At 72.5% G+C, this 19,731-nt stretch carries 17 protein-coding genes and 2 pseudogenes; 11 read left to right on the top strand and 8 right to left on the bottom strand.

Translation table 11 applies throughout. The annotated features are described in order from the left end of the window. Positions 1-285 precede the first annotated feature (285 nt). The 3 genes from KME75_RS11955 to KME75_RS11945 are packed head-to-tail and all read left to right on the top strand — an operon-like array spanning position 286 to position 3,301. Positions 286-1,386, top strand: a complete 1,101-nt coding sequence (locus tag KME75_RS11955) for a site-specific integrase (protein ID WP_219414675.1) — start codon at positions 286-288, stop codon at positions 1,384-1,386. A gap of 5 nt (positions 1,387-1,391) precedes the next feature. Further along, positions 1,392-2,315, top strand: coding sequence for a tyrosine-type recombinase/integrase (locus tag KME75_RS11950; RefSeq protein WP_219414674.1), 924 nt, complete (start codon positions 1,392-1,394; stop codon positions 2,313-2,315). Then, complete coding sequence (locus tag KME75_RS11945; RefSeq protein WP_308282713.1) at positions 2,294-3,301, top strand: tyrosine-type recombinase/integrase; 1,008 nt, start codon at positions 2,294-2,296, stop codon at positions 3,299-3,301. Before KME75_RS11950 ends, KME75_RS11945 begins: the two co-directional genes overlap by 22 nt. A gap of 85 nt (positions 3,302-3,386) precedes the next feature. Here the strand turns inward: KME75_RS11945 and KME75_RS11940 are convergent. Beyond that, positions 3,387-3,650 (bottom strand): annotated as a pseudogene (locus KME75_RS11940) (transposase); the annotation flags it as partial. A 246-nt stretch (positions 3,651-3,896) separates the two neighbouring features. On the opposite strand from KME75_RS11940, the gene KME75_RS11935 reads away from it, so the two are divergent. The 3 genes from KME75_RS11935 to KME75_RS11925 all read left to right on the top strand — a co-directional run bounded on the left by KME75_RS11935 (position 3,897) and on the right by KME75_RS11925 (position 8,001). After that, positions 3,897-5,714: a flavin-containing monooxygenase gene (locus tag KME75_RS11935; protein WP_219414673.1), complete on the top strand. Its 1,818-nt coding sequence runs from the start codon at positions 3,897-3,899 to the stop codon at positions 5,712-5,714. A 107-nt stretch (positions 5,715-5,821) separates the two neighbouring features. Beyond that, positions 5,822-7,030: an FAD-dependent monooxygenase gene (locus KME75_RS11930; protein WP_219414672.1), complete on the top strand. Its 1,209-nt coding sequence runs from the start codon at positions 5,822-5,824 to the stop codon at positions 7,028-7,030. A 95-nt stretch (positions 7,031-7,125) separates the two neighbouring features. Next, positions 7,126-8,001, top strand: a complete 876-nt coding sequence (locus tag KME75_RS11925) for an alpha/beta fold hydrolase (RefSeq protein ID WP_219414671.1) — start codon at positions 7,126-7,128, stop codon at positions 7,999-8,001. Between the two features lie 12 nt (positions 8,002-8,013). Here KME75_RS11925 and KME75_RS11920 read toward each other — a convergent pair whose 3' ends face one another. From KME75_RS11920 to KME75_RS11910, 3 genes are all read right to left on the bottom strand, one after another. Next, a complete protein-coding gene (locus KME75_RS11920) occupies positions 8,014-8,685 on the bottom strand; it encodes a putative universal stress family protein (protein ID WP_219414670.1) in 672 nt (223 codons plus the stop codon). An 85-nt stretch (positions 8,686-8,770) separates the two neighbouring features. Further along, positions 8,771-9,388, bottom strand: coding sequence for an NAD(P)H:quinone oxidoreductase (gene wrbA, locus KME75_RS11915; protein WP_219414669.1), 618 nt, complete (start codon positions 9,386-9,388; stop codon positions 8,771-8,773). Positions 9,389-9,485: 97 nt separating this feature from the next. Then, positions 9,486-10,298 carry an SAM-dependent methyltransferase gene (locus KME75_RS11910; protein WP_219414668.1) on the bottom strand — a complete coding sequence of 271 codons (813 nt, stop codon included), beginning with the start codon at positions 10,296-10,298 and terminating at the stop codon, positions 9,486-9,488. Positions 10,299-10,379: 81 nt separating this feature from the next. On the opposite strand from KME75_RS11910, the gene KME75_RS11905 reads away from it, so the two are divergent. Then, positions 10,380-12,521 (top strand): putative bifunctional diguanylate cyclase/phosphodiesterase, encoded by a 2,142-nt coding sequence (locus tag KME75_RS11905; RefSeq protein WP_246631931.1) that lies wholly within the window; start codon positions 10,380-10,382, stop codon positions 12,519-12,521. Positions 12,522-12,555: 34 nt separating this feature from the next. Here KME75_RS11905 and KME75_RS11900 read toward each other — a convergent pair whose 3' ends face one another. Further along, on the bottom strand, positions 12,556-12,894 hold the full coding sequence (locus tag KME75_RS11900) for a hypothetical protein (protein WP_219414666.1): 339 nt from the start codon (positions 12,892-12,894) through the stop codon (positions 12,556-12,558). A 388-nt stretch (positions 12,895-13,282) separates the two neighbouring features. Between KME75_RS11900 and KME75_RS44885 the strand changes: the two are divergent. Next, positions 13,283-13,543, top strand: a pseudogene (locus KME75_RS44885) (GNAT family N-acetyltransferase); the annotation flags it as partial. Between the two features lie 56 nt (positions 13,544-13,599). Here KME75_RS44885 and KME75_RS11890 read toward each other — a convergent pair. The 3 genes from KME75_RS11890 to KME75_RS11880 are packed head-to-tail and all read right to left on the bottom strand — an operon-like array spanning position 13,600 to position 16,135. Then, positions 13,600-14,424: a MetQ/NlpA family ABC transporter substrate-binding protein gene (locus KME75_RS11890; protein WP_219414665.1), complete on the bottom strand. Its 825-nt coding sequence runs from the start codon at positions 14,422-14,424 to the stop codon at positions 13,600-13,602. Between the two features lie 29 nt (positions 14,425-14,453). Further along, positions 14,454-15,137, bottom strand: a complete 684-nt coding sequence (locus KME75_RS11885) for a methionine ABC transporter permease (RefSeq protein WP_219414664.1) — start codon at positions 15,135-15,137, stop codon at positions 14,454-14,456. Beyond that, the gene (locus KME75_RS11880; protein WP_219414663.1) at positions 15,134-16,135 is read right to left on the bottom strand and encodes a methionine ABC transporter ATP-binding protein; all 1,002 of its coding nucleotides are present in this window, start codon (positions 16,133-16,135) and stop codon (positions 15,134-15,136) included. The genes KME75_RS11885 and KME75_RS11880 overlap by 4 nt, the downstream gene beginning before the upstream one ends. A gap of 321 nt (positions 16,136-16,456) precedes the next feature. On the opposite strand from KME75_RS11880, the gene KME75_RS11875 reads away from it, so the two are divergent. The 3 genes from KME75_RS11875 to KME75_RS11865 are packed head-to-tail and all read left to right on the top strand — an operon-like array spanning position 16,457 to position 19,589. Continuing rightward, positions 16,457-17,611, top strand: a complete 1,155-nt coding sequence (locus tag KME75_RS11875; protein WP_219414662.1) for a Gfo/Idh/MocA family protein — start codon at positions 16,457-16,459, stop codon at positions 17,609-17,611. Then, entirely contained in the window at positions 17,608-18,768 is a 1,161-nt protein-coding gene (locus KME75_RS11870) for a dihydrodipicolinate synthase family protein (protein ID WP_219414661.1), read from the top strand. The genes KME75_RS11875 and KME75_RS11870 overlap by 4 nt, the downstream gene beginning before the upstream one ends. Then, entirely contained in the window at positions 18,765-19,589 is an 825-nt protein-coding gene (locus KME75_RS11865) for a sugar phosphate isomerase/epimerase family protein (RefSeq protein ID WP_219414660.1), read from the top strand. Before KME75_RS11870 ends, KME75_RS11865 begins: the two co-directional genes overlap by 4 nt. Positions 19,590-19,731: the final 142 nt, after the last annotated feature.

Below are 19,731 nucleotides of genomic sequence, written 5' to 3'. Positions count from 1 at the left end.
GCGACGGTCCGTTCACGTGGGCTTGTGTTGGCAAACCCATTCTCGCGTGAATCGGACCGTCACTCGTTTGTCGACACGCGCAAGTTGATCTCAGAACCGTAACGAAACGCTTCGCTGAATAACCCTCCTTGTACTCCTGGGTGAAGTGTCGGCGTGTCGCCACGCGATTCCCTCCGCTGCGATCAGCGGCAGTCTACGACCGGGTGTCTACAAGATCGGGAACGGTCCAAGGGCTACCGAGCGTGGTTGACGCAGCGGGGCTATACGCCAGGGACGATCAAGAACATGCTGAACGACCTGGGCCAGGTTGGTCAGTGGTCGGTGGCGGAGGGGTTGGAAGCCGCGCAGCTGGACGAGGATCGGATGGTCGCGTTCCTCGCCGCCCGGCGGGCCGCCGGTCAGCGGAGGGTTCCGGGGGCGCGGGCGTTGGCGCCGCTGCTGGGCTACCTGAGGGAGGCCGGGGTCGTCCCGGCGGCGGAGCCGCTTGTGTCGCCGCTGGGCGTGCTGCTCGGGCGGTATCGGTCCTGGCTGCTCGGGGAGCGGGGCTTGGCCGCGACCACCGTGCGGCGCTACGAGAACACCGCGCGCCGTTTCCTGCAGGAACAGGCGTCGGTCGATGAGAGGTTCGAGCTCGGAGCGCTGTCCGGGGCGGACGTCAACGTGTTCCTGCTGCGGGAGTGTGGTCGCGTCTCGGCGGGGTCGGCCAAGGGACGGGTGGCGGAGCTGCGCTCGATCCTGCGGTTCCTGTACTTGCGGGGCCTCACCCCGTTGCCGCTCGGGACGGCGGTGCCCCCGGTCGGTGGGTGGCGGTTGGCCACGCTGCCGCCGCCCACGATGGCGGCCGCGGACGTCCAGCGGCTGCTCGACTGCTGCGATCGCGGCAGCGCGGTCGGTATCCGGAACTTCGCGATCATGATGCTGGTCGCGCGGCTGGGCTTGCGGTCGATCGAAGTCGCACGGCTTCAGCTGCGCGATGTGGACTGGCGGAGCGGGGAACTCGTTGTCCGTGGTAAGGGGCGCCGCCATGACCGACTGCCGTTGCTCGCGGACGTGGGTGAGGCTCTCGTGGCCTACCTGTCACGCGGCCGCGACCCCGACCGAGCCCGCCATCTGTTCCTCACCTGCCGAGCCCCCCGCGGCCCGATCCGGGCGGACTTGGTCGGTGACGTCGTCGAGCGAGCCTGCGCGCGAGCCGGGCTGCCACGGGTAGGGCCACACCGTCTGCGTCACAGCCTGGCCGGCGAGTTGTTGCGTCGCGGCGCTGGGTTGGCCGCGATCAGCCAGGTCCTTCGCCATCAGGACCTGGCCACCACCGCCCTCTACGCCAAGGTCGACCTCGACGCGCTGCGCCAAGTCGCCCAGCCCTGGCCGGGAGCGGCCCGGTGAGCGCCTTGGAGCAGGCCCTGGCCGACTACCTGCAGCTGCGGCGCTCGCTCGGACACGAACTGGCTGAGGCCGGCTGGCTGCTGCCGGGCTTCGTGGCCCACCTGGATGCCCGCGGATCGCGCACCGTGACGATCGAGACGGCGCTGGCGTGGGCCCAGCAGGGCGGCACGGGCCGGGGCGCGAGCGTCGGCCCTCGGCGAATGACTGCTGTCCGCGGCTTCGCCCGCTATCTGGCCGGCATCGACCCCGACACCGAGGTGCCACCGCTCGGGCTGATGCCGCACCAGCAGCGGTGGCGCAGGCCGTTCATCTACTCCCCGGCTGATGTCGACATGCTGCTCGACCAGGCCCGTCGTTCGATCGTCTCGCCGCTGCGAGCCGCTACCTACGCGACCCTGATCGGCCTGCTGGCGGCCAGCGGGATACGAATCGGGGAGGCGATCAAGCTCGACCGTGGCGACGTCGACTGGGTCGAGGGGGTGCTGTTGATCCGCGAGTCGAAGTTCGGCAAGTCCCGGCTGGTGCCCTTGGCGGCCAGCAGCATGGCAGCGCTGCAGGACTACACCCGGCTGCGTGACGAGCTCGCGACGCGCCCCGAGGCTCCCAGCTTCTTCGTGTCCCTCAGCGGCACACGGCTGGTCTACGCCGTGGTCTCCCAGACCTTCCGACAGCTGATCAACAACGCCGGCGTCGGAGCCGATGCACCTTGCCCGCCGCGGCTGCACGATTTTCGCCATACCTTCGCGGTCCGCACCCTGCTCGGCTGGTATCACGCGGACGACGACGTCGCGGCCAAGATCCCGTCGTTGTCGACCTATCTGGGACACCGCGAACCGAGCTCCACCTACTGGTACATGTCGGCCGCCCCGGAACTGCTCGCTCTGGCCGCCGCCCGCCAGGACACCGCGTGGTCGGCGGCCCGCTCATGACCCTGATCGCGCCGACGCTGCAAGCTTTCTTCACCGACCGGCTCGCCACGCAGCGCCAGGCCAGCCCGCGCACCATCGCGGCATACCGCGACGCCCTGCGGCTACTGCTCGAGTTCGTGCACGGCAGCACCGGCACGACGCCGGCCCAGCTCGACTGGGACGACCTGGACGCGACGGTGATCTCCTCGTTCCTCACTCACCTGGAGCGCGAGCGTCGCAACTCCATCAGGACCCGCAACGTCAGGCTGACAGCGATCCGCTCGTTGTTCTCCTACGCCGCCCTGCGTCACCCCGAGCACGCGCTGCTTATCCAACGCGTCCTGGCCATCCCCCCAAAGCGGTTCGACAAGCGGATCGTGACGTTCCTGACCGCACCCGAGGTCGACGCGCTGCTCGCGGCTCCGGACCAGTCCCGCTGGAAAGGCCGACGCGATCGCATCCTCATGTTCCTGGCCGTCCAGACCGGCCTGCGAGTCTCCGAACTCACCGGCCTGAACTGCGCCGACGTCACCCTGGGAGCCGGCGCGAACGTCCGCTGCGAGGGCAAGGGACGCAAGCAACGCGCCGTTCCCCTCAGCGGCCCGGTCGAGGCGCTGCTGCGCGTCTGGCTGCGCGAGCGAGCCGGGCGCTCGACCGACCCGCTGTTCCCGACCCACACCGGACGACGACTCAGCCGCGACGCCGTCGCCCTGCGGGTCAATACTCACGCTGCGACCGCCGCGCAGCGATGCCCGTCGCTGCTGGGTAAACGAGTACACCCGCACGTCCTTCGGCACAGCTGCGCCATGTCCCTGCTGCAAGCCGGCGTCGACACCTCCGTGATCGCGCTCTGGCTCGGCCACGCCGGCGTCCGTTCCACCGACGCCTACGTGCACGCCGACATCACCATCAAGGAGAAGGCCCTCGCCCTCACCACACCCGCGGCAGCCCGGCCCGGCCGCTACCGCCCACCGGACAAGATCCTCGCGTTCCTCGAAAGCCTGTGACTATGCCGAGCCACGAGCCTGCCGACCTCCTGCATCACCACGCCCCAGCGGCCTGCGTCTCGGCATAGTCGCGGTGTCGGCATAGGTCGACGATGAACACCCCAGCCGGGTCACCCAGCTCATCGAGCACGTAGCCACGCAGGTCATCGCGCACCCCATCGACATCCCAGCCCGCAGTGCGCAGCAGCCGCTGCATCCCGTCCGGCGACACCGCACCGGCGCGCTCGGCCAGCGTCCACCCGTTCTTGCGCTCCAACCCGGCCAGCAGACCCCGCAGGTACGCCCCGACACGCCGGCGCGGCTCGACCCGACCGAACCGGCCCGCGATCAGCTCCACCACCGCATCCAACGACGCGACTCACCCAGCAAGATCCACCACACGGTGATCATCACCGCCGAACAGACCTCACCCTCTCACGACACGCCGAAGTGCCGTTGCAGTACTACCCGCGGCGACCGGCCTCCATGCCCGCCCCATGGTCGCCGTACCCGCCCGAGGGCGTGCCCCGATCAGGCATGCAACCTCGTGCAACCCTTGCCGCCGCCGGAGCTCACGGGATGTGCTGGGGGTCCGATCGCGTGGGAAGGCAATGCAATGACGCAGACCATCGAGCCCGCAGCGGCGACGGGCACCCCCCAGCAGCGTGTCGACGCGTGGCTGAGGGACTTCGAGCGCGCTCTGAGCGATCGGGATCCCGAGCGGGTGGCAGGCCTGTTCGCCGCCACCTCGTTCTGGCGGGACCTGATCGCGTTCACCTGGAACCTCAAGACCGTCGAGAACCGTGACGGCGTCGCGGACCTGGTGCGGGCCACCGCGGAGTCCGCCGACGCCCGCGGTTTCCACACCACCGAGGAGCCCACCGAGGCCGACGGCGTCGTCGAGGCGTGGATCGCGTTCGAGACCGCGGTGGGGCGGGGACGAGGGCATCTGCGGCTCACCGACGACGGTGCGCGGACCCTGCTCACCACGCTGTACGAGCTGAAGGGCCACGAGGAGCCGTCCGGTGACCGGCGGCCGATGGGTGCCGAGCACGGCGTGAACCCCGACCGGATGACGTGGAAGGAGATGCGGGACGCCGAGTCGGAGGAGATGGGCCGCACCCGCCAGCCCTACGTCCTCGTGGTCGGCGGCGGCCAGGGCGGGATCGCGCTCGGGGCGCGGCTCAAGCAGCTCGGCGTCCCGCACGTCGTGGTGGACCGGCACGCCCGCCCGGGTGACCAGTGGCGCGGCCGCTACAAGTCGCTGTGCCTGCACGACCCGGTCTGGTACGACCACCTGCCGTACCTCGACTTCCCGCGCAACTGGCCGGTGTTCGCGCCGAAGGACAAGATCGGCGACTGGCTCGAGATGTACACGAAGGTCATGGAGGTCAACTACTGGAGCTCCACGACCTGCCGCAGTGCCACCTACGACGAGGTGGCGGGGGAGTGGACGGTCGTCCTCGACCGTGACGGCGAGGAGATCACGCTGCGGCCCGCGCAGCTCGTGCTGGCCACCGGGATGTCCGGGAAGCCGAACGTGCCGACGCTGCCCGGACAGGACGTTTTCCGCGGCGACCAGCACCACAGCTCGCAGCACCCCGGCCCCGACGCCTACAAGGGCAAGAAGGCCGTGGTCATCGGCTCGAACAACTCGGCGTTCGACATCTGCGGGGCGCTCTGGGAGGTCGGCGCCGACGTGACGATGGTGCAGTGCAGCTCCACCCACATCGTCAAGTCCGACTCGCTGATGGACCTCGGTCTCGGCGACCTCTACTCGGAGCGCGCGCTGGCCGCGGGGATGACCACGCAGAAGGCCGACATGACCTTCGCCTCGCTGCCGTACCGGATCATGCACACGTTCCAGCAGCCGGTGTACGCGGCGATCCGGGAGCGCGACGCCGAGTTCTACGACCGGCTGGAGAAGGCGGGGTTCCGGCACGACTGGGGCGACGACGACTCCGGGCTGTTCATGAAGTACCTGCGCCGAGGATCGGGCTACTACATCGACGTCGGCGCCGCGGACCTGGTCGCGAACGGGGACGTCAAGCTGGTGCACGGCCAGGTCACCGAGTTGACCGAGCACACCGTGAAGCTGGAGGACGGCACCGAGCTCGAGGCGGACCTGGTCGTCTACGCCACTGGCTACGGCTCGATGAACGGCTGGGCCGCGGACCTGATCAGCCAGGAGGTGGCCGACAAGGTCGGCAAGGTGTGGGGCCTCGGGTCGGACACGACGAAGGACCCCGGGCCGTGGGAGGGCGAGCAGCGCAACATGTGGAAGCCCACCCAGCAGGACGGGCTGTGGTTCCACGGCGGGAACCTGCACCAGTCCCGGCACTACTCGCTGTACCTGGCCCTGCAGCTCAAGGCGCGGGCCGAAGGCATCGCCACCCCGGTTTACGGGCTGCAGGAGGTGCACCACACCTCCTGAGCCACCCCGTCCCGTGGGCCCCCGCCAATGGGCGACGGGAATGGCTCCTCCGGCCTCGGCGTTGACTGGGCGCCGGGGTCGGGGGGCCGATGTATCGGGGGGATGTCGTGCCGGATGTCGTCGTGGTGGGCGCTGGACCCGCAGGACTGGTGATCGCCCGCCTGCTGCAGCGCGCGGGCGTCTCGTTCACGGTGCTCGAGCGCAAGTCGCGTGCGGAGCTCGGTGCCCAGCCCAGGGCCGGTCTCATCGAGTACCGCACCGTGGAGCTGTTGCGGAAGGTGGGCCTCGCGGACACCGACCTGGAGTTCACCACCGAGAACGGGCGTATGGAGTTCCGGACGCCTGCGGGCTCGATGCTGCTCGACTACGGGCTGCTCACGGGCCGCCGCCCGAACTACATCTATCCGCAGCATCTGCTGGTGGGCCGGCTGTACGACGCTCTCGCCGCCGAGGGCGCCGACGTGCAGTTCGGGCAGCCGGCGGTGGCGGTGCGCCAGAGCCGGGACCGAGCGGTGGTGTCCCTGGCGGACGGCTCGGAGATCGAGTGTCATGCCGTGGTCGGCGCCGAGGGTTCCCACAGCGTGGTCGCTCCGGCCATCACCGGCGCCCGGACCAGCGACGAACTGCTGCCCGTGCGGATGCTGGCGGTGGTCGCGGCGGCGCCGCCGCTCGAGAACCACACGATCTACGCCCCGCACCCGCGAGGTTTCGCGGGACAGATGCGCCGGGGCCCCGCTCAGACCCGCTACTACCTCGAGGTGCCGCGCACGGACGCCGCCCGGGAGTGGCCGGAGCGCCGGATCCGGGAGGAGCTCTCGGTCCGGCTCGACGTCGGGGGCGAGCTGAGCGACGTCCGGTTCGACGCGCCGGCATTCGTCGATTTCCGGACCAAGGTCCTGGACCCGATGCAGCAGGGCCGGCTGTTCGTCGCCGGCGACGCCGCCCACCTGATCACATCCGCCGGGGGCAAGGGGATGAACCTGGCGATCCAGGACGCCGTCGAGCTGGCGCACGGCCTGATCGACCGGTTCGGGTCGTTCGGCGACGGCCGCCGCCTGCGCGCGTACACGAGCACGCGGCTCCCGGCGATCTGGCGGACGCAGGCGTTCTCCAACTGGTTCCTGCGCGTGCTCATGGCAGGCCTCCGCGACGGCGTCGAACCCGCCGGTGCGGTTCCGGGAGGGTTCATGCGGGGTCTGGGCGAGGGGTGGGTGGCCGCCCTGCGGGACGATCCGCTCCTCGCGCGGTGGTTCGCGCATGCCTACGCCGGCGTGGACCCGGACGCCGAAACCGTGCTCGGCCGATCCTCCGGATGACCGGGTCGGTGCGACGCCGGTCATGGTGGCCGGGTGCGCGGCGGGCCGATGCGGTAGAACCGTGTTCGGCCCGCAAACTACCGAGGAGTAGGTGGATGAGCACCGACGTGTCGCCCCGTTGGTTCCGCGACGCGCTGGGCCAGGTCCCGGAGCACCGGGACATCGAGGTCGACGGCTGCCGGATCCACCTGCGGTGCTGGGGAGCCGACGACCGGCCGGGCCTGGTCCTGGTGCACGGCGGCGCCGCCCACTCCGGCTGGTGGGACCACATCGCGCCGCTGCTGGCCCGCAGCCACCGGGTCGTGGCGCTCGACCTCAGCGGCCACGGCGACAGCGGGCGCCGCGACGACTACGACATGACGGTGTGGGCCCGCGAGGTGCTCGCGGCCGCCGAGGCGGGCGGTGCGGGCGACACGCCACTCGTGATCGGCCACAGCATGGGCGGGTGGGTCGCGGCGACGGTCGGGGCGCACCACGGCGAGCGGCTCGACGGCGTCGTGATCATCGACTCGCCGCTCAACGACCAGCCGCCGGAAGAGGCCCGGCTGCGCCGCAGGCGCCAGGCCACGAAGGTCTACGCCGACCGCGAGGAGGCGATCGGCCGGTTCGTGACGATCCCGCAGCAGGAGGTCCTGCTGCCCTACGTCCGGCGACACATCGCCGAGGAGTCCCTCCGCGCCGTCGATGGCGGCTGGACGTGGAAGTTCGACCCGTCGATGTTCGGGCCGCGGCTGTTGCTGCGCGATCTGCTGCCGCAGCTGCGGTGCCGGGCGGCCTTCATCCGCACGGAGTTCGGGCTCGTCCCGCCGCCGATGGCGCGTCAGATCGACGCCCTGCTGGGCCACCGCGTCCCGATCGTCGAGCTGCCCGATGCCGGTCACCACCCGATGCTCGACCAGCCGCTGCCGCTGGTGAGCGCGCTGCGGATGCTGCTGATGCAGTGGGCGCTCGCCGGGCGCTCCACGGCCTGACGGGCGCCGGGGTCAGGCGGTCCCGCCGGGCCGCACCGGGCGCGCCGCGACCAGGACGGGGCAGGGCGCGTGGTGCAGCGCGCTGTTCGTGACGAGGCCGACCGCGCCGCGCTGGCGCGGGCCGCCGATCACGAGCAGCGCGTCGTCGCCCAGGTCGCCGACCAGCTCGTGCGGCCGCGCACGCAGCAGCTGCGACGCGAGCTCGAGCGCGGGCTCGCCCGCGCCGGCCTGCCGCACCGCCGTGCGCAGTACGCGCCTGCCCCGGTCCAGCGCTTCCTCGAGGCCGACGCTCCGCTCCCCAAACGACAGCGGCACGGCGTGCAGGATGGTGAGCGGCACGGCCAGCTGCGCGGCGGCTTCGGCCGCGTCGCCCAGCACGTGCGCATCCTCGGGCAGCCGCCGCAGCGCGGCGACGACCCGCACCGGCGGTGCGTCCCGGTGGCCCATCTCGGGCTGGACGAGCACGGTCCGCCCGGGAAACGCGGCGACGACGCGCGCGTGCCGCGTCCTGCCGGGCTCGTCCCCGGCGGTGCTCGGAACGTCGTCGACGGGCAGGAGCTCGCGTCCGCGGGCGCGGCACCACTGCGACACCCAGCCCGGAACCGCGCCCACGACCAGCATCGGCTGCGCCCGCCTGCCCCGGCTCGTCTCCCGGGGGGCCAGGGCACTGCCGTGGGTGCTCACGCCGGCCGCCGATCGGGTGAGCTCCGGCGTACGCCGCCGGCCCGTCCCGGCCGCACGGCCGGGATGCCGCGTCCGCAGGGGTTCATCAGGCGGCCGCGAGGCCGGCCTTGAGGGCCTGGCCGATCTCCACGGCCCGCGTGGCCTGGAAGCTCACCGACCCGAGCTCGGTGTCACCCGGAGGGATGGCCCCGTTGTTCGAGATGTGGCTGGCGCCGTAAGGGTTGCCCGCCTCGAACTGGATGGGGTCGGCGTAGCCGGGAGCGACGATGATCGCGCCCCAGTGGTAGAAGGTGTTGTTCAGCGCGGTGATGGTCGTCTCCTGACCGCCGTGTGCGGTGCCGGTCGAGGTGAACGACGTCGCGACCTTGTTCACGAGCTTGCCCGCGCCCCACAACGGCCCGGTGGCATCGATAAACTGCTTGATCTGCGCCGTCGGCAGCCCGTAGCGGGTGGGGGTCCCGAAGATCAACACATCGGCCCACTCCAGGTCGTCGAGGGTGGCCTCGGGCACGTCCTGGGTCCGCTTGGCGTGTTCGGCCCAGCCTTCGTTGCTGGCGATCGCCTCGTCCGGGGCCAGCTCGCGCACCTTGCGCAGCCGCACGTCCGCGCCGGCGGCCTCCGCCGCCTTGGCGGCCGCCTGGGCCATCGCGTAGGTGCTGCCGGTGGCCGAGTAGTAGATCACTGCGGCGTTGACTTCGGTCATGTGGTCGCTCCTCCTTCGGGTTCTGGCGACCACCCGGGTACCCGCGCTGCAACCGTCCAGGCGTTGCGACGGCAACTACCTTCGGGGGACTTCGCCGCTACTCGGCGTCCTTGCGCGCCACCCCGGCGAGGGCCCCGAAGCGCTCCCGGCGGTCGTCGACGTCCAGCGGCGAGTCGGGGCGCCAGAGCGGGATGTGCACCAGACCCGGCTCGACCAGGGACATCCCGGCGAACTGCGCGAGCAGCTCGGCCCGCGACCGCAGGTGGATCGGAGTGCCGGTACGGCCGGACAGCTTCTGCGCCTCGATGACCTCCGGTGGCTGGTCCTCGTGCGTGACGTTCACCTGCGCGACGAAGCTGCCGGGACTGATCGCGTCGCGGAGCCGGGCGACGAGCCCGGCCGGGTCGTCGGAGTCGGGCACGAAGTGCAGAACGCCGAGCAGGAGCACGGCGACCGGACGGTCGAGGTCCAGCAGCCGCCGCGTCTCGGGGTCGGCGAGGATGCGGTCGACCTCGCGGACGTCGGCCTGGATTGCCGTGGTGTTCGGGTCGTCGGCGAGGATCGCGCGGCTGTGCGACACCGCGATCGGGTCGACGTCGACGTAGACGACGCGCGCGTCGGGATCCGCCTGCTGCGCCACCTCGTGGACGTTGCCGACCGTCGGGATGCCCGAGCCGAGGTCCAGGAACTGCGTGACGCCCTCGCCGATGAGGTAGCGCACCATGCGGCGCAGGAACGAGCGGTTGGCCCGCATCGTGTCGCCGATGTTCGGCGTCATGCTCGCGATCGCCTCGGCGAGCTGGCGGTCGACGGCGAAGTTGTGCGCCCCGCCGAGGAAGTAGTCGTACACCCTGGCCGCGCTCGGCCGGTCGAGATCGATGTCCTCCGGTGCCCAGCTCGGCCGTTCCACGTGTCTCCGTCCCTCGGGCGAATGATCTCCGCGCGAAGCCTACGGCTCTCTCCTCCGCGCGGGAACCGTATGCTCACACCGATGACCGGCCGAGGGGGACGGGCGGGCCGGAGGCGGCGGCCGGGCGACGCTGACGTGAGCGCGCTCGTCTCGTCGTGGACCGGCGCGCTGGCCCGTGCTCCGTACCTGCCGATGGCGCGCGCCGAGCTCGGCGAGTTCCTCACCGTCCTCGCCCGGCGGCTGGTCGACGCCGCGGTGGCCGATCCCGTCGACCTGCACCTCGCCCGCCGGACGGGCGCCGCGCTCGTCGACGCCGACCTGGTCTCCGCGGAGGTGCTCCCGGGCACCGTGGCCGCGCTCGGCAGGCACCTTGCCGAGATCGCGGCGGGAGGGGCCCGCGACCCTCGGGAGGTGGCGCCCGAGGCGCAGGCCGCCGTCGCCGACGGCTACGTCACCCGCCTGCGGGCCCGGCTGCTCGACGAGCAGGAGATGGTGCGGCGCGCGGAGGTGGAGGCGCGCCGCCAGATCGAGCAGGCGCTGCGGTCGAGCGAGGCGCGGTTCCGCGCGATCTTCTCGGACGCCGGGATCGGTATCGGCATCGGCGACATGGAGGGCCGCATCGTCGACGCGAACCAGGCCTTCGCGTCGATGCTCGGCTACACCATCCCGGAGTTCTGCCGCCTCCGGGTGAGCGACCTGTTCTACGAGGACGACGCCGCCGGGATGTGGGAGATGTACCAGGACGTCATCGACGGCAGGCGGGACCACGCCCGCGTCGAGAAGCGCTACCGCCACCGCGACGGGCACTTCATGTGGACCGACATGACCGCGTCGCTGATCCGGGACGCCTCGGGTGCGCCGAAGTACACCGTCGCGATGGTCGAGGACGTGACCGCGCGCCGCGAGCTGCAGGAGCGGCTGCGCAGGCAGGCCCTCCACGACCCGCTGACCCTGCTGCCGAACCGGACGCTGTTCCTGGACCGGCTCACCGAGGTGTTCGCACGCCCGGGTGCCCGGGTGGGGGTCTGTTACCTGGACCTCGACCGCTTCAAGGCCGTGAACGACCGGCTCGGCCACGACGTGGGCGACCGGCTGCTCGTCGCCGTGGCGGGCAGGCTGGACGAGTGCGTGTCCACCCGGGGGCACCTCGTGGCGCGGATGGGCGGCGACGAGTTCGTCATCCTCGTCGAGGACCCGCCGGACGGCGAGCTGGCCGTGCTCGCCGACACCGTGCTCGAGGTGCTCGCCGAGCCGGTCGAGATCGACGGCCACCGGCTCGCGGTCTCGGCCAGCATCGGGGTGATCGAGCGGGCGGTCGCCGGCACCACGCCCGCCGACGTGCTCAAGGCCGCGGACGTCACCCTCTACTGGGCGAAGTCCGACGGGCGCAACCGCTGGGCCCGCTTCGACCCGGAGCGCAACGCCCGCGACATGACCCGCTACACCCTCTCCACCACGCTGCTGCCCGGGCTGGAGCGCGACGAGTTCCGGGTGGAGTACCAGCCGATCGTTGGGCTGGACGACGGCCGCGTGCGTGGCGTCGAGGCGCTCGTGCGGTGGGCGCATCCCACGTTCGGCCTGCTCGGGCCGGGGGCGTTCATCGAGCTGGCCGAGGAGAACGGCTTCATCGTCCCGCTCGGCCGCCGGGTGCTCACCGAGGCGTGCGAGCGGGCCGCGGTGTGGAACGCCGCGCACCCCGACGCCGACCTGTTCGTCAGCGTCAACCTGGCCGTGCGCCAGACCCACGAGCCCGACCTCGTCCAGGACGTCGCCCGCATCCTCGACGAGACCGGGCTGCCGCCGCGGCTGCTGCAGCTCGAGCTGACCGAGAGCGCCCTGCTCGGCCCGGCCGGGCGCCCCGTGGAAGCGATCACCGCGCTCGCCGACATGGGCGTGCGCATCGCCGTGGACGACTTCGGCACCGGCTACTCGAACCTGAGCTACCTCCCGCGCCTGCCGCTGCACACGCTCAAGCTCGCCGGCGTGCTCGTCGACGGGCTGCGCAAGCCCGCGACGGGCGGCGGCTCGATCGTCGCCAGCCTGGTCGTCCTCGCCCACGCCCTGGGGCTCACGGTCATCGCGGAGGCCGTCGAGACCGTGGCGCAGGCCGAGCAGCTGCGGGCCAGCGGCTGCGACACGGGGCAGGGGTGGCTCTTCGCCCGGCCCGCCGCGTGGGAGGACCTGGTCGACCGGCTCGCCGACCCGGTCCGGCCGGGCACGTGAGCCACCGCGGGCGCCGTGCGGTCCGTGCTGCCGCTCAGTCCTCGGCGGACGATGTGCGGCGCGCGCGCATCGCGAGGGGCGCGCCCGCCAGGTCCTCCTCGTTGCAGAGCAACTTCACCTCGTAGTAGGGCTGGCCTGCGCGATCGTCGTAGTCCAGGTGCACGGCGATGACGTCGATCGGCTCGCCCAGCCATTCCTGCACGCTGCGCAGCCAGGCGGCGGACCGCTCGAGCGCAGTCGGTAGGTCGTCGTCGCGGAACTGCACAGGTCGGTAGGGCACCTGTTGGACTTCGTCGCTCTCGTGAACCGGCCGGGGCAAGTTGCTCGCCACACCGGCGTCGTCGAGATCGAGGTGGATGGCCTGCTCGGTCACGGCATGAGGGTTGCGCCCCGGTGCGCTTGATGCAAGTTCACGCTCCGGAGTGCGGGAAAACCTCGAGCACCCGGACGAGCACCGCCGTGCGATGATCCCCGCCGGCAGCCGACGCGGGACGGGGTATGACCACACCAGGCAGCAGCAGCACCGCCAGGTTGCGCCTGGAGCCCGTCGGACCGGACCGGGCCGACGACCTGTACCGCCTGCACCAGGACCCGGGCATCGCGCAGTGGTACGGCACCTGGACCCGCGACGACGCCCGCGACCACGCGGCCGCCATGGCCCGCGGCTGGGAGTCCGACGGGGTGCACAAGTGGCTCGCCTACGACCGCCGGTCGGGGGCCGCGGCGGGCTCTCCTAGGCCGACGTCGAGGGGCGGCGCCGGCTCGAGATCGGGTGGGCGGTCCGGCAGGAGCTCTGGGGGCGGGGCTACGCGGGCGAGATCGGCCGCGCCGGGCTGGAGATCGCGTTCGACGAGCTGGGCGAGCCCGAGGTCGTCGCGTTCACCGAGGCCCGCAACCGGCGGTCGCGGGCGGTGATGGAACGCCTCGGGTTCGCCTACGACCACGAGCTGTGGCTGCACGGGGAGCCGTTCGCGCTCTACGTGCGCCGCGCCGAATACGCGAACGGCACTTTCGCTCAATAGGCTTGAGCGAAAGTGCCGTTGGCGCGGCGCGGCGCGGCGCGGCGCGGGGCGCGGGCTCAGACGGGGATGACCGCGCCCTGGAAGGTCTGCTGGATGTAGCTCTCGACCTCCGGCGAGGTCAGCAGCTCGGCCAGCGCCTGGATCCGCGGGTCGCTCTGCAGCTCGGGCCGGGTGACCAGGCCGTTGGCGTTCGGGTTGTTCTCCGCCGACTCCAGCACCAGCGCGTCCTGCGCCGGGTCGAGGCCCGCGTCGATCGCGTAGTTGCCGTTGACCACCGAGGCGTCGGTGTCGGCGAGGCTGCGCGGCAGCTGCGCCGCCTCCAGCTCCGTGAACTGCAGGTTCTTCGGGTTGGAGGCGATGTCGCGCGGCGTGGCGGTGGCCTCGGAGCCCGGGTTCAGGGTGATCAGCCCGTTCGCGGCGAGCAGGCGCAGCCCGCGAGCCTCGTTGGCCGGGTCGTTGGCGATGCCGATGGTGGCGCCGTCGGGCAGGTCGGCGAGCGCCGTCACCGACTCCGAGTACACCCCGAGCGGCTCGAGGTGCACCGGGGCCACCCAGGTCAGCTCGGCGCCGCTGCTGGCGGTGAACTCGTCCAGGAACGGCACCGTCTGGAAGTAGTTGGCGTCCAGCGAGCCGTCGACCAGCGCGGTGTTCGGCTGGACGTAGTCGGTGAACTCGACGACCTCGATCTGCAGGTCGCGCGCCGGGGCCAGCTCGTCGGCGACGTACTGCAGGATCTGCCCGTGCGGGGTGGGGCTGACGCCGACGCGCAGCGGGGCGGCCGGGTCGGCGGCGGCACCGGGCTCGGCGGCGCCGCCGCTCGAGCACCCGGCGAGCGCGACGACGGCCGCCGCGGCGGCGACGGCGAGGGAGCGCAGACGCATGAGGGGTTCCTCTCGTGAAGGGGTGAGTTCTAGGCGCTCGCGTGCCGGCGGCGGTCCAGCCGCCTCGCCGCGAACGAGAAGGCGAGCTGCACGACGGTGGTCAGCACGGCGAGGACGAGCACGGTGCTCCACAGCACGCGACTGTCGAAGCGCTGGTAGCCGATGCGGATCGCGAGGTCACCGAGCCCGCCGCCGCCGATCACACCGGCCATCGCCGAGTAGCCGATGAGCGCGATCGTGGTGACGCCGAGCGCGCCGATCAGGGCGGGCACCGACTCGCGCAGCAGCACGCTTCGGACGATCTTCGACGTGCTCGCACCGGTGGTCACGGCGGCCTCGACGACGGCGACGTGCACCTCGGCCAGCACGTTCTGCACCAGGCGCCCGACGAACGGGACGGCGCCGACCGCGAGCGGCACGATCGCGGCGGTGGGCCCGATCGACGTCCCGATCAGGAACCGGGTGAACGACAGCAGCACCACCAGCAGCACGATGAACGGCATGGCGCGGCCGAGATCGACGACCGCGCCGAGCAGCCGGTGCAGCAGCGGCCGAGGGTGCAGCCCGCCGGGCGCGGTGAGGTGCAGCAGCACGCCGAGCGGGATGCCGAACAGGGCGGCGAGCAGGGTCGAGACGCCGACCATGTAGAGGGTCTCGCCGGTCCCGGTCGCGAGCAGCGCGAGGACCTCGGTCCACGGGGTGGCTTCTCTCATGCCGCGACCTCCGTCCGGGCGTGCCGCTCGACGACCGCGCCCGCGTCCGACAGCGCGTCCAGGACGGCGCCCGCGTCCGCGCCGCTCACCCCGATCCGGAACCGGGCCACCGGCGCCCCGGCGAGGCGGGTGAAGCCGCCGCCCCACAGCGTGAGGTCGGCGCCGAACCGTGCGGCGGTCGCGGTCAGCAGCGGGCTCGCGGCGACGTCGCCCACGAGCACGACGTCGGCGACGAGCCCGGCGTCGGGCGGGGGCTGCGGGCCGTCGAGCTCCGGGAGCAGGGCCGCGGCCGTGTGGCTGCCGGGTTCGGCGACCAGGCGCAGCACCGGACCGTGCTCGACGATCCGGCCCTGGTCGAGCACGGCCACGTCCGAGCAGATCGTGCGGACGACGGCCATGTCGTGGGTGACGACGAGGACCGTGACCCCCAGCTCGGCGCGGGCGCGCTCGAGCACGGCGAGCACGGACGCGGTGGTCGTGGGGTCCAGCGCCGAGGTCGGCTCGTCGGCCAGCAGCACCCGCGGCCGGGCGGCGAGCGCCCTGGCCACCGCGACGCGCTGGCGCTGCCCGCCGGAGAGCTGGTCGGGGTAGCTGTCGGCCTTGTCGGCGAGCCCGACGAGATCCAGCAGCTCACCGACCCGCTGCCGGCGCTCCGCTCCGTCGACGCCCGCGGCCTCCAGCGGCAGCGCAACGTTCCCGGCCGCGTTGCGCTGGCGCAGCAGCGAGTCGCCCTGCGGGACGACGCCGATCCGGCGCCGCGCGTCACGCAGCGCACGGCCGCGCAGGGGCACGAGGTCGGTGCCGTCGATGCGGACGGCGCCCGAGTCGGGCCGTTCCAGCAGCGGGACGCACCGCGCCAGCGTCGACTTGCCCGCACCGCTCGGGCCGACCACGCCGCAGACCGTCCCGGCGGGGACGGTCAGGCTCACGTCGTCGAGCGCGCGGACCGGCCCGGCGGGCGTGGCGAAGGACTTGGTCAGGTTCTCGACCGAGATCACGGACTCTCCGGAGGGCGCGTGGGCGCGCATTGCGTCCCGGTGCGGGACAGGGGGAAGGAAGCGGGCGGCGCGGGGTCAGTGCCGGATGCGACAGCCCGATGCCGTGCGCCGGCACATGTCGACCACCCGGCGGCGGACCAGCCGGCGGGCGGGGTGCGGGGGGCGCAGTTCTCTCAGCATGGCGTCCCAAGTCAACACGGCCGAAACATGAACGTGCAACTGATAACGCTGTGTGCTTGGCGACAGGTGCACGGAGGGGGGCTTGGCGCACCGGCCGGAAGAGCATAGGATGGAAAGCGTTTTCCACGAAGGGAGTGCGGGATGGACGAGCCGGTGCTGGGAATCGCGATGAACGGGGTGACGGGTCGCATGGGCACCCGCCAGCACCTCATCCGGTCGATCCTGGCGATCCGCGAGGCGGGCGGGGTGGTGCTGCCGGACGGCAGCCGCGTGCAGGTGGAGCCGATCCTCGTCGGGCGCACCGAGCAGAAGCTGCGCGACCTCGCCGCCGCCCACAAGGTCGAGCGCTGGAGCACCGACCTCGACGAGGTGCTGGCCGACCCGTCGGTCGCGATCTACTTCGACGCGCAGGTCACCAGCGCCCGCGAGGCCGCGGTGCGCAAGGCGATCGCGGCGGGCAAGCACATCTACGCCGAGAAGCCCACCGCCACGTCCCTGGCGGGCGCGGTCGAGCTGGCGAAGCTCGCCGAGGCCGCGGGCGTGCGGACCGGGGTGGTGCAGGACAAGCTGTTCCTGCCCGGGCTGCTCAAGCTCAAGCGCCTGATCGACGGCGGCTTCTTCGGCCGCATCCTGTCGGTGCGCGGCGAGTTCGGCTACTGGGTGTTCGAGGGCGACTGGCAGACCGCGCAGCGCCCCAGCTGGAACTACCGCGCCGAGGACGGCGGCGGCATCGTCGTCGACATGTTCCCGCACTGGCACTACCTGCTCGAAGGGCTGTTCGGGCGGGTGGACGCCGTGACGGCGCGGGCGGTCACGCACATCCAGCAGCGGTGGGACGAGCGCGGCGAGGCCTACGCGGCCACCGCCGACGACTCCGCGTACGGGATCTTCGAGCTGGCCGGTGGCGTGGTCGCATCGATCAACTCCTCGTGGAGCGTGCGGGTGTTCCGCGACGAGCTCGTCGAGTTCCAGGTGGACGGCACCGAGGGCAGCGCGGTCGCCGGGCTGCGGCGCTGCCGGATCCAGCACCGGGCCACCACGCCGATGCCCGTCTGGGACCCGGACGTCGCCGAGCCCCAGCCGTTCCGGTCGCAGTGGCAGGAGGTGCCGGACAACGGCTTCCCGGACAACGGGTTCCGCGTGCAGTGGGAGCGGTTCATCCGCCACGTCGTGGCCGGCACGCCGTTCCCGCACGACTTCATGGCGGGGGCCCGCGGCGTCCAGCTCGCCGAGGCCGGGCTCGAGTCCTCCCGCACCGGCTGCCGGGTGGAGCTCCCGGAACTGGGGGCGCAGTGACCGCCGGACTCCTCCTGCCCACCGCGGACGGGATCGTCCGCCACGAGCTGCGCGCCGGGCCGCTCCCGTCGCCCAGCGCGGTGCCGCCCCGCTCACGGGTGGCCTACGCGGCCGCGCACGTCGTCGCCGATCCGGCAGGGGACAACGCTCCCGATGCGCCCGCGGTGCTCGACTGGGACGCCACGCTGGCCTTCCGGCACCACCTCTGGTCGCACGGCCTCGGCGTGGCCGACGCGATGGACACCGCACAGCGCGGGATGGGGCTCGACTGGGCGGCCACCGCCGAGCTGGTCCGCCGCTCGGCCGCGGAGGCCGCGGCGTGCGGGGGAGCGCTCGTGAGCGGTGCGGGCACCGACCATGTCGCGCCCCGGCTCGGCTCGCTCGACGAGGTCGTGGCGGCCTACGAGGAGCAGCTCGAGGTTGTCGAGGGCAGCGGGTCCGGGGTGGTGCTGATGGCGAGCCGGCAGCTCGCCGCGCTGGCCGCGGGCCCCGACGACTACCGCGCCGTCTACGGCCGACTGCTCGCCCAGGTGCGCCGCCCGGTGGTGCTGCACTGGCTCGGGGCGGTCTTCGACCCGCAGCTCGCCGGCTACTGGGGGCACGCCGATCCGGCCGACGCCGTGGACACGGTGGCGGGGCTGATCGCCGAGCACGCCGGAGCCATCGACGGGATCAAGGTGTCGGTACTCGACGCCGCGATCGAGGTGCGGCTGCGGAACGCACTGCCGTCCGGCGTGCGGCTCTACACGGGCGACGACTTCCACTACCCGGAGCTGATCCGCGGCGACGATCGGGGGCACTCGGACGCGCTGCTGGGCATCCTCGCGGCGATCGGGCCGGTGGCCGCCGCTGCGCTGCGCCGGCTCGACGACGGCGACGTCGACGGCTACGACGCGCTGATGGAGCCCACCGTGGCGCTGTCGCGGCACCTGTTCTCCGCGCCGACCCCGCACTACAAGACCGGGATCGCGTTCCTCGCCTGGCTGAACGGGCACCAGCCGGGGTTCACGATGGTCGGCGGGATGCAGAGCGCCCGCAGCCTGCCGCACCTCGCGCAGACCCTGCGGCTGGCCGACGCCGCAGGCGCACTTGCCGACCCCGACCTCGCGGCGCGGCGGTGGCACCAACTGCTGCAGGTGGCGGGGGTGACGGCATGATCGGCAAGCTCTCGCTCAACCAGGCCACCACGAAGTACTGGACCGTCGAGCAGGCGGTGGACGGCTGCGTGCGGGCCGGGATCGGTGCGATCGGGCTCTGGCGCGAGCCGGTGGCCGAGACCGGTCTCGACGCCGCCGTGAGGCTGGTCCGGGACGCCGGATTGCGCGTCTCGTCGTACTGCCGCGGCGGGTTCCTCACCGGACCGGACGAAGCCGCGACGCTCGACGACAACCGCCGCGCCATCGACGAGGCCGCCGCATTGGGCGCCCCGTGCCTGGTGATGGTGGTCGGGGGGCTGCCGCCGGGGGAGCGCGACATCGTCGCCGTCCGGAAGCGGATGGCGCAGCGGGTGGGCCTGCTCGCCCCGTACGCGCAGGAGTGGGGGGTGCGGCTCGCGCTGGAACCACTGCACCCCATGTACTGCGCCGACCGGGCCGTGCTCTCCACGCTCCGGCAGGCGCTCGACATCGCCGAACGGTTCCCGGTCGACGCGGTCGGGGTGGTCGTCGACGCCTACCACGTGTGGTGGGACCCCGAGGTGCACGACCAGATCGCGCGGGCGGGGGAACGGATCGCCTCGTTCCAGGTGTGCGACTGGATCCTCCCGCTCGCCGAGGACGCGCTGCTCAGCCGCGGGATGATGGGCGACGGGCACGTCGACTTCCGCGCGCTCGGCCGCTCGGTCGCAGCGGCCGGCTACGACGGCGACGTCGAGGTGGAGATCTTCAACGCCGACATCTGGGCCGCCGACGGCGACGACGTGCTCGCCACGATGGTGCAGCGCTACCGCGAGCACGTGGCGCCGGTGGAGGTGGGGTGAGGCGCTCGGGTTCCGGATGCGTGGGTGCCGGCCGCCCGCCGTTCGACGATCACGGGGCGAGGGGCGACCGACGATCTCCGACGGCGGCCTTCCGCCCGTGATCGCGGGGAGTTCGGTCGGTCCACGCGGGGGTGATCACGGC

Source organism: Pseudonocardia nigra (genome assembly GCF_019396355.1).
GTDB lineage: Bacteria > Actinomycetota > Actinomycetes > Mycobacteriales > Pseudonocardiaceae > Pseudonocardia > Pseudonocardia nigra.
This window is presented reverse-complemented; position numbering and strand designations above follow the sequence as displayed.